Genomic DNA, 12236 nt, shown 5'->3' on the forward strand with positions numbered 1-12236 from the left:
TCTCAGCCAATCTTATCTATGACTCTGCTGGATCAGCTTGCTTCTCAGGCAAATCGCCGCAGCCAGCGCTGGCTCATCGCACTCAGTGCGCTGTTGTTGCTGCTCATTGGGCTTAGCCTGTCTGCCGGTGATAGCTGGATCTCCCCCACACAATGGTTTTCGGCGCAAGGCGATCTATTCGTTTGGCAACTGCGCATGCCGCGTACGCTGGCGGTGCTGCTGGTGGGTGCGGCGCTGGCGGTGTGCGGCGTGGTGATGCAGGCGCTGTTCAACAATCCGTTAGCGGAACCTGGCTTACTGGGCGTGTCGAATGGGGCGGGGATTGGTCTGGTATTGGGCGTAATGCTCGGCAACGGTTCGTTATGGAGTTTAGCGCTGGCGGCAATGGCCGGTGCGCTGCTGATCACGCTGATTCTGCTGCATTTCGCTCACAAACAACTCTCGGTGAGCCGACTACTGTTAACCGGCGTGGCGCTCGGCATTATCTGTAGCGCCATCATGACGTGGGCGGTGTACTTTAGCACCAGCCTCGATCTGCGCCAGCTGATGTACTGGATGATGGGCGGCTTTAGCGGCATCGACTGGCGCTATGGCTGGATGATGCTGGCGCTGCTGCCGGTTACGCTGCTGCTGATCGCTACCGCACGCACACTGAATTTGCTGGCGCTAGGTGAAACCTCGGCGCGTCAGCTCGGATTACCACTGCTGCTGTGGCGCAACCTGCTGGTGCTGGCAATGGGCTGGCTGGTGGGCGTGAGCGTGGCGATGGCGGGGGCAATCGGCTTTGTCGGTCTGGTTATCCCGCATTTATTGCGTCTCAGTGGTTTCAGCGATCATCGTTATTTGTTGCCTGCGGCGGCATTAGCCGGTGCCGCAGTGCTGCTGGGCGCGGATATTATTGCGCGGCTGGTGTTAACCTCCGCCGAACTGCCAATTGGCGTGGTAACGGCCACGCTCGGCGCGCCGCTGTTTATCGTGTTATTAGTGAAGTCTTCGCGCTAGCTACGGCTGGCAACGTGTTATCAACAACAGGAATCGACTATGAGCATTTATCAAACAGAACTGGTGACGCTGGACGGTGAAAAAACCTCGCTGGCCGCCTATGAAGGCAAGGTGCTGCTGGTGGTGAACGTGGCATCGAAATGCGGCCTGACGGCGCAGTACGAACAGTTAGAATCGCTGCAGAAAGCCTGGCAGGATAAGAACTTCAGCGTGCTGGGCTTCCCGTGCAATCAGTTCCTCGAGCAAGAGCCGGGCAGCAACGAAGAGATCAAAACCTTCTGCAGCACCACCTACGGCGTGACTTTCCCGATGTTCGATAAAACTGACGTCAACGGCGAACATCGTCATCCGCTCTATGCGCAGCTGACGGCGGCGCAGCCAGTGGCGCAGCGCCCGGAAGGCAGCGGTTTCCTTGAGCGCATGGAGAGCAAAGGCCGCGCGCCGAAAGCGCCAGGCGATATCCTGTGGAACTTCGAGAAGTTCCTCATTAATAAGCAGGGCAAAGTGATTGCGCGCTTCTCACCGGATATGACGCCGGACGATCCGATCATCCTGAAAAGTGTTGAGCAGGCGCTGGCCGGGTAAATGCTATTGCAGTGTCAGGGAGTCAGCGTCATAGGGCGCCTGGCTCCCGTCGAACTTAGCGTTAACGCCGGTGAGTTAGTACATCTGGTGGGGCCGAACGGTGCTGGCAAAAGTACCTTGCTCAACGTGCTGTCCGGTTTGTTGCCGAGTCAGGGCAGCATTGTGCTGGATGGCGCGCCTCTGTCCACGTTAAACGGTGCGGCATTGGCTCAGCTGCGCGGCTGGCTGCCGCAGCAGCAGATGGCGCCGGGACAAATGCCGGTATGGCATTACTTACGCATGCATATCTCCGCCCAGACGGCGGAAACGGACCGCGTTTTACTGGATGTTTTCGCGCAGTTAGCTCTGCAGGACAAGCTGACGCGCAGTCTGACTCAGCTTTCTGGTGGCGAATGGCAACGCGTGCGGCTGGCTGCCGTGGTGTTACAGGTTCATCCGGCGATCAATCCACGCGGCAAGCTGCTGCTGCTGGATGAGCCGATGAGCGCACTCGATGTGGCGCAACAGCGTGCAGTTGATAAGTTGCTGGCTGAACTGTGTCGCAGCGGACTGGCGATTGTTGCCAGCGGGCACGACCTCAACCACAGCTTGCGCCATGCCGATCGCGTGTGGCTAATGCATCAAGGCGCGGTGGTGCGTCAGGGCAGCGCCCGTGACGTGCTGACCGCTGCGCAATTAGCACCGCTTTATCAAACCCCGTTTGAACAAATCGATACTGCACAAGGCCCGCTGCTGTTTATTCCCTGACTGAGGATTGCGTGCCGTGGCGCTTTGCCGCTAAAGTGTCAGCCGGACGAGGGAGAGAGGAAAAGGCTGATGCGGCTGACAATTTTGATTTTGGCACTCTTGCTGGCGGGCTGTAGCCATCATGCGCCGCCGCCTAATGGTCGCCTTTCTGATTCCATCACCGTGATTGCCCAACTCAACGATCAGCTGAGCCGCTGGCGCGGAACGCCGTATCGCTACGGCGGGTTAAGCCGCGGTGGCGTGGACTGTTCCGGCTTCGTCTACCTGACCTTCCGCGATAAATTCGAGATGCAATTGCCGCGCTCGACCATTGACCAAACCGACATTGGTACGCGCATCGACAAAGGCGATCTGCTGCCGGGCGATCTGGTGTTCTTCAAAACCGGCAGCGGAGAAAACGGTTTGCACGTGGGTATTTACGATACCGACAACACCTTTATTCACGCCTCGACCAGCCAGGGTGTGATCCGCTCTTCGCTGGATAACGTTTACTGGCGCAAAGTATTTTGGCAGGCGCGTCGCATCTAAATAGTGCTTATATCGCTTAATAAAGACGCGGAAAAAGAAAGGTTATCTCACCCTGAATTAATTCCGAATCGTGCCGATATTTAACTATCATTTAGAATGGCACTTTACCCGCCATCGATTTAATACTAATAATAAAGCTAAATTTATTTAATTGGTATGGACATTAACCCCGGCTTATTTGGCTTAAGTATTATTTGCGGCTTAAATCGGCGTAATAAGACCTAAAACGGCACCTCTTCAAACGTTTGGTCCTATTGCCTGGTGGTATTCGTTGATATACGATGCGCCAATTGCCATTGCTTCTGGCTTGAAAAATGAAAGTCCATTTGTCTGCCGACTATCAGTCGGAAACCTGGTTTTATCCAGTTTACTCTCTGGCGGGCCAGCTGACTGCGGTCGAGCTGGTGACGCAATTTGTCCACGACAGCGCACCTATTACGCTGCCGCAGGATTTGCTATTGCCACAATTGGACGATGCGCAGCAATTACGTTTGCTGCAGAGCCAGCTTTCATTGCTGGAAAAGTACCGCGACTTTTTTGAGATTAATCAAATTACCGCTTTGGTACGTATTGATGATTCCATGGCCAATACACTTTTAGCCAGCGAATTTCTGTTAAGGAAATTCCGACAAATTCCTTTTATTGTTTTGGATATCAGCGAAACGTTTCCGCAATTATCTTTGGGTAAATCCCATCCGTTGCTCGCCGCATTACAAAGTGAATTTCGTTTATCGCTTTCACAATTTGGTGCAGGAAAAGCACCGGCAACGGCGGTCTACGATAATCTGTTTAGCGTGTTAAAACTGGATAAAGCCTTTATTCAGAACCTGGCAAAACGTGCCTCGTTTACGCCTTTTATTCAGACGGTTATCAATAATTTTTCTGATTTTGCGGAGCAGATCATTATTTGTGGTATTGACGATAACCAAATGATGGAAAAGATGAGCACGTTGAGCGGTGCGCAGCTGCAGGGCAGTTTGTTCCCGGTTGTTAAAGCTGAACGCCTTAGCGATCTCATCTATTCCGATCTGAATTTACACACGCCTTCGCAGCAGTAATCCTTTCGCCTGTCTTCCGCGCCGCGTCGGCGTTACAATCCTGGTTATCTTAAAACTCAATGCGGGTGCCTTCGTTAAGAGCACCTTCCGGAGTGTCGATGCAATTTACCAATAGCTGGCAGCAAGAATTAGCCGGATTCTACACCGCGCTGGACCCAACGCCGTTGGCAGGTGGACGGCTGTTTTATCACAATGCGCCGCTGGCACAAGAGATGGGTTTAGGCGATGCGCTGTTCGCCGGCAACGGGCATGGCGTGTGGTCAGGGCGCGAACTGTTGCCCGGCATGTCGCCGCTGGCGCAGGTGTATGGCGGCCATCAGTTTGGCGTCTGGGCCGGACAACTGGGCGATGGGCGCGGCATTCTGCTGGGTGAACAGCAGCTGACAAACGGTCGCAAGCTCGACTGGCACTTAAAAGGCGCTGGATTAACCCCTTATTCGCGCATGGGCGACGGCCGCGCGGTGATCCGCTCCAGCGTACGCGAATTCCTCGCTTCCGAAGCGCTGCATCATCTTGGCATACCCACCACGCGCGCGCTGGCGCTCTCCATCGGAGATGAGCCGGTGCTGCGCGAAACCCAGGAACGCGGTGCGATGCTGATGCGCATTGCCGACAGCCATCTGCGTTTCGGCCATTTTGAGCATTTCTATTACGGCGGTGAACAAGACAAAGTGCGCCAGCTGGCGGATTACGCTATTCGCCATCACTGGCCGCAGCTGAAAGAGGAATCGGACCGTTATCTGCTGTGGTTCACCGATATCGTCAAACGCACCGCCAGCCTGATCGCCCATTGGCAAAGCGTAGGCTTTGCGCACGGTGTGATGAACACCGATAACATGTCGATTCTGGGCTTAACGCTGGATTACGGCCCGTACGGTTTCCTCGACGACTATCAGCCGGATTACATCTGTAATCACAGTGATTATCAGGGCCGCTATGCCTTCGAAAATCAGCCGATGATTGGCCTGTGGAACCTTAATCGCCTGGCGCACGCCTTGTCGGGCTTAATGACCACCGAGCAACTCAAACTGGCGCTCGGTCATTATGAAAACGAGTTGATGCGCGTATGGGGCGAGAAGATGCGAGCCAAGCTCGGCTTGCTGACGGCGGATGCCAATGACAACACGCTTCTGACCGGCTTGCTGGCGATGATGACGGCGGAACGCAGTGATTACACGCTGACCTTCCGCATGCTAAGCGACACGCAGCAAGATGAAAGCCGTTCGCCGTTGCGGGATGAGTTTATCGATCGGGACGCTTTTGATCGCTGGTACAGCGATTATCGTCAGCGTTTGTTGCAAGATCACGCCAGCGATGCGCAGCGTCAGGCGGTGATGAAGGCGGCTAATCCGGCGCTGGTATTGCGCAACTATCTGGCACAGCAGGTGATTGAAGAGGTTGAGAACGGCGAGACCACGGCGTTAGCCAAACTGCACAGCGCCTTACAGCAGCCGTTTAGCGATGCGGCCGTCAGCGCGGAGTTGCGTCAACGGCCACCAGAGTGGGGCAAAACGCTGGAAGTGAGTTGTTCCAGCTAGGTCGGAATTAAAAACGGCTGTCGACAGCGGCAGCCAGTTTCGCCAGCACCTCGGCGCTGTCTTCCCAGCCGAGGCACGGATCGGTGATCGACTGACCATAAGTCAGCGCTTCACCGCTCACCACTTTCTGATTTCCTTCCTGCAGGAAACTCTCAATCATCACGCCCGCGACCGCGCGCGATCCGGCACGGATTTGCGCCGCCACGTCATCGGCAACATCACGCTGACGACCATGTTGCTTCAGGCAGTTGCCGTGGCTGAAGTCGATCACCAGCTGCTCCGGCAGATTGAAGTCGCGCAGATTGGCCGCCGCTGCTGCCACATCTTCGGCGTGATAGTTCGGCTGACGACCGCCGCGCAGGATCACATGACCATGCGGATTACCGCTGGTTTGATAAATGGTCATCTGACCGTTTTTATCCGGTGACAGGAACATATGGCTTGCGCGCGCGGCGCGAATCGCATCGACGGCGATCTGCACGTTGCCGTCGGTGCCGTTCTTGAAACCGACCGGGCAGGAGAGCGCCGATGCCATCTCACGGTGAATCTGGCTTTCGGTAGTACGCGCGCCAATTGCGCCCCAGCTGATAAGGTCGGCAATAAACTGGCCGATCACCATATCGAGGAATTCGGTGGCGGTTGGCATGCCGAGCGCGTTGATATCCAGCAGCAGTTTGCGCGCGATGGCGATGCCGCGATTGACATCATAGCTACCATCCAGATCCGGATCGGAAATCAGGCCTTTCCAGCCAATCACGGTGCGCGGTTTTTCAAAATAGGCGCGCATCACGATTTCCAGACGATCTTTATGGCGCTCACGCAGCACGTTCAGTCGTTCTGCATACTCAATCGCCGCTTTAGGATCGTGCAGAGAGCAAGGTCCAATAATCACTAAAAGACGCGGATCTTCACCGGTTAGGATGCGCGCGATGCGTTGACGGGAAGCGGTGACGTTGGCGGCAATTTCTGCCGAAATAGGGTGTTCATGCGCGAGCGCAGCCGGAGTTAACAGGCTACCGATGCGCGCGGTACGCAGTTCATCAGTTTTGTTCATTGGGATTCTCAAAAATTTTTTCTTCGCAGCGGTGAAATACCGGGAAGTGATGGTGGTCACAATAAACTAATAGCCTGCGAATTCAACCTGCTAAAAACAAAGGTCATCAAATCGGACGGAAGCGTGGCTTTACATTGGAATTACAGTGAGATCAGGTCGCCATAAATGGCGACCCTACGGATGTGTAGTGCGGTTTTTGTAGGGGCGCCATTTATGGCGACCGGCAGCAACACCTAATACATGTTGCGGTTCAGGCCCATAATGTCGAGGATTTTGGTGGCGATCTCCTCCACCGAATAGTTGGTGCTGTTGAGATAACGAATCTGATTGGTGCGGAACAACGCTTCCACTTCGCCCACCTCGAGACGGCATTGGCGCAGCGAGGCGTAACGGGTATTTTCCGCGCGCTCCTGACGAATCGCCGCCAGACGTTCAGGATCGATGGTCAACCCAAACAGCTTATGCTGATGTGCACGCAGCGCCGGCGGCAGTTTCAGGTTATCCATATCATCGGCGATAAACGGATAGTTAGCGGCGCGCACGCCAAACTGCATCGCTAAATACAAGCTGGTGGGCGTTTTCCCGCAGCGAGACACGCCGAGCAAAATCACCTGCGCATCTTCCAGACCGCGCAAAGAAATGCCGTCATCATGCGCAAGGGTGTAATCGATGGCCGCGATACGCGCGTCATATTTGCCGAGGTTGCTGGCGGTTAAACCGTGTGTGCGGTGCGCCACTGGCATTGACGCCACGCCCAACTCGCTCTGCAGCGGTGCCACCAGCGCCTGCACGATGTCCTGACAAAAGCCTTCGCTCTCCAGAATAATTTCACGTACATCGGGCGTGACAATGGAGAAGAACACCAGCGGGCGTACGCCGCTCTGCTGATAGAGCGCATTGATTTGTGCTTTAACCGCTTGAGCGCGCTGCACATTCTCAACAAACGGCAGCGTCACGCTGTGGGCCATCACCGGGAACTGAGATAACACCGCATGGCCCAGTACTTCGGCGGTTATGGCGGTGCCATCAGAAATGTAGAATACGCTGCGTTCAGTGTTCATTGTGCAAATATCCTCTTGCGTATCAATGCCTAAATTATTGATGACAATATTTCATTTTAATTAATAGTAAAATGAAATATCCATATTGTCCGCTATTGCGCTCACAAAGATGAATCAGCGAATAATCAATATTAGATGAAATGCTGTTTTGAAAAGCGTTATTTTCGCGCATTTTCCTTTTCGCGCATGAAATAAAGTGTGAAGCCGTTGCGCAACAAAAATCAATCGCTAACCCTCTGAAAAAGGGAAAAATATCGTTGCAGCAATCCATTAGCGTGAAATAGCCCGGTTGCGCAACTCTATTAATTCTAAGTACTAATCCGATTTTGCCTTTCTTTTCCTGCTTTAACGATTCAACACTTAGTCTTTATTAATCGGTTGTGCCAGGCTGTTTTGGCGAATAGCAAAATGTTCCATGTGTATTCACATCATTTAAAAGGATAATCTCAATGTCCAATCAAGACCAACAGTCGCTAGTGCTCTGGTACAACCAGCTTGGCATGCATGATGTTGATCGGGTGGGAGGCAAGAATGCTTCCCTGGGAGAAATGATTACGAATTTGTCGTCGCTGGGTGTTTCCGTGCCAAACGGTTATGCGACCACATCTTATGCGTTTAATCTGTTCCTCGATCAAAGCGGACTGAACCAGCGTATTTATGATTTGCTGGATAAAACGGATGTTGATGATGTTGCTGAACTCGCGCAAGCGGGTAAACAGATTCGTCAATGGGTGGTCGATACGCCATTCCAGCCTGAGCTGGAAGCGGCGATTCGTAGCGCCTACGAACAACTCTCTGCTGATGATGCCGACGCCTCTTTTGCGGTGCGCTCGTCAGCCACCGCCGAGGATATGCCCGACGCCTCGTTTGCCGGCCAGCAGGAGACTTTCCTTAACGTGCAGGGCTATGACGCGGTGATCATCGCGGTGAAGCACGTGTATGCCTCTTTATTTAACGATCGCGCTATCTCTTACCGTGTGCATCAGGGCTACGACCATCGCGGCGTAGCGCTCTCGGCCGGTATTCAGCGCATGGTGCGATCGGATCTCGCCTCGTCGGGCGTAATGTTTACCATTGATACCGAATCAGGCTTCGATCAGGTGGTGTTTATCACCTCAGCCTTTGGTTTGGGCGAAATGGTGGTGCAGGGCGCAGTTAACCCCGACGAGTTCTACGTGCACAAACCGACATTGGCAGCCAACCGTCCGGCGATTGTGCGCCGCACCATGGGCTCGAAAAAGTTGCGCATGGTATATGCCGATTCGCAGGAGCATGGCGAGCAGGTGCGCATTGAAGATGTCGAGCAGGAACAGCGCGATCGCTTCAGCTTAACCGATGACGAAGTGCAGGCGCTGGCGCGTCAGGCGGTGCTGATTGAGCAGCACTACAAACGCCCAATGGACATTGAGTGGGCGAAAGATGGCCACACCGGCAAACTGTTCATCGTGCAGGCGCGTCCGGAAACGGTGCGCTCCAACGGTCAGGTGATGGAGCGCTATACGCTGCAGGGCAAAGGCAAAGTGGTGGTCGAGGGCCGCGCCATTGGTCATCGCATCGGTGCCGGTGAAGTCAAAGTTATTCACGACATCAGCGAGATGCACCGCATTGAAAAAGGCGATGTGCTGGTGACCGACATGACCGATCCCGATTGGGAGCCGATCATGAAGAAAGCCTCGGCCATCGTCACCAATCGCGGCGGTCGTACCTGCCACGCGGCAATCATCGCGCGTGAATTGGGCATTCCGGCGGTGGTGGGCTGTGGCGATGCCACCGATCACCTGAAAGATGGCCATAAAGTCACGGTTTCCTGTGCCGAAGGCGATACCGGTTATGTCTATGACGAACTACTGGATTTCGAAGTCACCAGCTCGCAAGTCGATACCATGCCGGAACTGCCGCTGAAGATCATGATGAACATTGGTAACCCGGATCGTGCCTTTGATTTCGCCTGCTTGCCGAATGAAGGTGTCGGGCTGGCGCGTCTGGAATTCATCATTAACCGCATGATTGGCGTGCATCCGAAAGCGCTGCTGGAGTTTGATCAGCAAACGCCGGAACTGCAGCAGCAGATTCGTCAAATGATGAAAGGCTTTGATGATCCGATTGAGTTCTACATCGGCCGTCTAACCGAAGGGATTGCGACCTTGGGTGCGGCGTTTGCGCCGAAGCGCGTGATTGTTCGTCTCTCGGATTTCAAAACCAACGAGTACGCCAACCTGGTCGGCGGCGAGCGTTATGAGCCGGAAGAAGAGAACCCGATGCTCGGTTTCCGTGGCGCCGGTCGTTACGTTGCTGACAACTTCCGCGACTGCTTCAAGCTGGAGTGCGAAGCGGTGAAGCGCGTGCGAAATGAAATGGGACTGACCAACGTTGAGATCATGATTCCGTTCGTGCGTACCGTCGATCAAGCCGAAGCGGTGGTCGCCGAGCTGGCGAAAAACGGTCTGAAGCGCGGCGAGAACGGCCTGAAAGTGATCATGATGTGTGAGATCCCGTCCAACGCCTTGCTGGCTGAGCAGTTCCTCGAGCACTTCGACGGCTTCTCCATCGGCTCAAACGACATGACGCAGCTGGCGCTAGGTCTCGATCGTGACTCTGGCGTGGTGTCCGCGCTGTTTGATGAGCGTAATGATGCGGTGAAAGCGCTGTTGTCGATGTCGATCAAAGCGGCGAAAAAGCAGGGCAAATATGTTGGTATTTGTGGTCAGGGCCCGTCGGATCATCAGGACTTTGCGGCATGGTTAATGGAGCAGGGCATTGATAGCCTGTCGCTGAATCCGGATACCGTGGTTGAAACCTGGTTAGGTTTGGCAGAGCTCAACGCTGCGAAACATTAACCAAGCGGCAATTTGATGCTTTAAATGAGAATTTGACGTGTCATTAAGGTAATTATCAAGGCCAGCGCTGCTGGCCTTGTTGTTTTGCCTGAAAAAAAGCCAAAAAAAAGCCCATCACAGGGGATGGGCAAAGACTACACACAGCAATTCTTCACTTTACTCAGGGGAATAAGGTTGTTTAAAAATCAGTAGCTTGATTCCAAACATAGGAAACATGTTATTGATCAGGCCCGCTGGCGTCTTTAAGAATCCTCTTATTAGTTTAAAGCTGATAACCTTTCGTGGTGATTTTCTTAGTGATCTACCGCTATTTCAGCTGCAAAAATAATCATTCCGTAAGCGAATCCCACCTAAAGCGCCTAAAACTGCGTTTTTTCTTAAAAATCGCTTATGGAAAAAAATTATTATCGGTAGGGAATGCAAGGTGACGAAGTTGAGGCATTAGGCGGGTTAAAGTAAGGCCAGTGTAAAACGGAGACTTTGTGCATTTACGTAGGGTGGGCATTCAGGTGTATCAGGTCGCCATGAATGGCGACCCTACGAACTTAACGTTGCGTTTCTTCGTGATCGTCTAATGCTTCGATGGCGGTTTGCATATCGTCATCCGGTTCAGGTGCTTCATGCATCCACACCGAAACCAGACGATAAGAGACCGCCAATACCACCGGACCGATAAATAGCCCAATCATGCCGAAAGCAATCAATCCGCCAATAACGCCGGAGAGAATCAGGATCATCGGTAAATCGGCGCCCATACGAATCAACATCGGACGCAACACGCTGTCCAGCGTACCGACCACGCAACTCCATACCAACAGCACCGTGCCCCATGTGGTATCGCCGCTCCAGTAGAGCCAGATAATTGCTGGCACTAACACTACCAGCGGTCCGAGCTGCACCAGACAGGTCAGAATCATCAGCACGGTTAACAGCGTGGCGTAAGGAATGCCGGAAATGGCTAAACCGATGCCGCCGAGTACGCCCTGCACCAGTGCGGTGACCACTACGCCGAGCGCCACGGCGCGAATTGCCTGACCAGCCAGCAGCACGGCGGCATCACCCCGGCGTCCGCTCATGCGATAAGCAAAATGACGAATCCCGTGACCCACCTGCTCGCCGCGCCAGTAGAGCAGCACGCTGAACAGCAGCATCACGATGAGATGCATCATAAAGCGGCCAAAGTGTCCGGCCTGCGCCACGAAGAAGCCCGTGGTGCGACCAATATAAGGCTGCACCTGATTGAGCATCGCCGCGCCGCCGCCATCCACTAATTTGTGGTAGCTGGAATAGAGTTTTCTGCCGACATAGGGAATCTGTCGCAACCAATCGAAGTCTGGCATCACCAGATGGCGCTGCGTTGCCCAGGCAATCACCGGCGCGCTGTTATCAATCAGGCTGCTGACCAGCAGGGCGATAGGAATAATAAACAGCAGTAATAGCAAAATGGTCATGGCGATAACCGCCAGTGAGCGGCGTCCCCATAACATTTGTTGCAGACGAATCATCAACGGCCAGGTGGCGATCACCACCATGCTGGCCCAGGCGAAGCCGAGAATAAAGGGCTGCACCACCCACAGACTGGCGATGATCATGATCAGAATGAACATCAGTGAAAACAGCATTTGCGGTAAATCCATACCGCGTTGCAGGTCTTTCATCACAACGGTTAACCTCGATTGAATCCTTCAGAGTGGGGCTGAACAGCCCTGATTAATGATGATCTATTTCCTGAAAATTAAACAGGAAAAGCAGCGACGGCGGCGCGCTTTCCTGAAAAAACAGCAGCCAGCGGAAAAGTATGATAAAACCAATGGCTGAAAAAAATT

The 12236-nt window shown here is 53.8% G+C and carries 10 protein-coding genes and 1 other RNA gene; 7 read left to right on the forward strand and 4 right to left on the reverse strand.

Translation table 11 applies throughout. The annotated features are described in order from the left end of the window. Positions 1-18 precede the first annotated feature (18 nt). The 6 genes from btuC (at position 19) to NR302_RS08480 (ending at position 5458) form a co-directional block, all read left to right on the forward strand. Positions 19-1002: a vitamin B12 ABC transporter permease BtuC gene (gene btuC / locus NR302_RS08455; RefSeq protein WP_061716702.1), complete on the forward strand. Its 984-nt coding sequence runs from the start codon at positions 19-21 to the stop codon at positions 1000-1002. A gap of 39 nt (positions 1003-1041) precedes the next feature. Then, positions 1042-1587, forward strand: a complete 546-nt coding sequence (locus NR302_RS08460; protein ID WP_154152475.1) for a glutathione peroxidase — start codon at positions 1042-1044, stop codon at positions 1585-1587. After that, positions 1588-2334: a vitamin B12 ABC transporter ATP-binding protein BtuD gene (btuD, locus tag NR302_RS08465; protein WP_258144989.1), complete on the forward strand. Its 747-nt coding sequence runs from the start codon at positions 1588-1590 to the stop codon at positions 2332-2334. Between the two features lie 69 nt (positions 2335-2403). Further along, complete coding sequence (locus NR302_RS08470) at positions 2404-2862, forward strand: NlpC/P60 family protein (protein ID WP_008102952.1); 459 nt, start codon at positions 2404-2406, stop codon at positions 2860-2862. 314 nt (positions 2863-3176) lie between these two features. Beyond that, the gene (locus tag NR302_RS08475) at positions 3177-3920 is read left to right on the forward strand and encodes an EAL domain-containing protein (protein WP_154194128.1); all 744 of its coding nucleotides are present in this window, start codon (positions 3177-3179) and stop codon (positions 3918-3920) included. Positions 3921-4018: 98 nt separating this feature from the next. Continuing rightward, entirely contained in the window at positions 4019-5458 is a 1440-nt protein-coding gene (locus NR302_RS08480) for a YdiU family protein (RefSeq protein WP_258144990.1), read from the forward strand. A 7-nt stretch (positions 5459-5465) separates the two neighbouring features. On the opposite strand, the gene NR302_RS08485 is transcribed toward NR302_RS08480, so the two are convergent. Together NR302_RS08485 and NR302_RS08490 are read right to left on the reverse strand one after the other, a co-directional pair. Beyond that, the gene (locus tag NR302_RS08485; RefSeq protein WP_008102958.1) at positions 5466-6512 is read right to left on the reverse strand and encodes a 3-deoxy-7-phosphoheptulonate synthase; all 1047 of its coding nucleotides are present in this window, start codon (positions 6510-6512) and stop codon (positions 5466-5468) included. Positions 6513-6745: 233 nt separating this feature from the next. After that, the gene (locus tag NR302_RS08490; RefSeq protein ID WP_008102960.1) at positions 6746-7573 is read right to left on the reverse strand and encodes a pyruvate, water dikinase regulatory protein; all 828 of its coding nucleotides are present in this window, start codon (positions 7571-7573) and stop codon (positions 6746-6748) included. Positions 7574-8022: 449 nt separating this feature from the next. On the opposite strand from NR302_RS08490, the gene ppsA reads away from it, so the two are divergent. Next, positions 8023-10410 (forward strand): phosphoenolpyruvate synthase, encoded by a 2388-nt coding sequence (ppsA, locus tag NR302_RS08495; RefSeq protein ID WP_154152463.1) that lies wholly within the window; start codon positions 8023-8025, stop codon positions 10408-10410. Between the two features lie 99 nt (positions 10411-10509). Here ppsA and rprA read toward each other — a convergent pair. Together rprA and ydiK are read right to left on the reverse strand one after the other, a co-directional pair. Further along, positions 10510-10617, reverse strand: an RNA gene (gene rprA, locus NR302_RS08500) — antisense sRNA RprA. A gap of 338 nt (positions 10618-10955) precedes the next feature. Further along, a complete protein-coding gene (gene ydiK, locus NR302_RS08505) occupies positions 10956-12068 on the reverse strand; it encodes an AI-2E family transporter YdiK (protein WP_154152460.1) in 1113 nt (370 codons plus the stop codon). Positions 12069-12236 lie beyond the last annotated feature (168 nt).

Origin of the sequence: Pantoea sp. SOD02 (assembly GCF_024707505.1) — a bacterium.
GTDB lineage: Bacteria > Pseudomonadota > Gammaproteobacteria > Enterobacterales > Enterobacteriaceae > Pantoea > Pantoea symbiotica.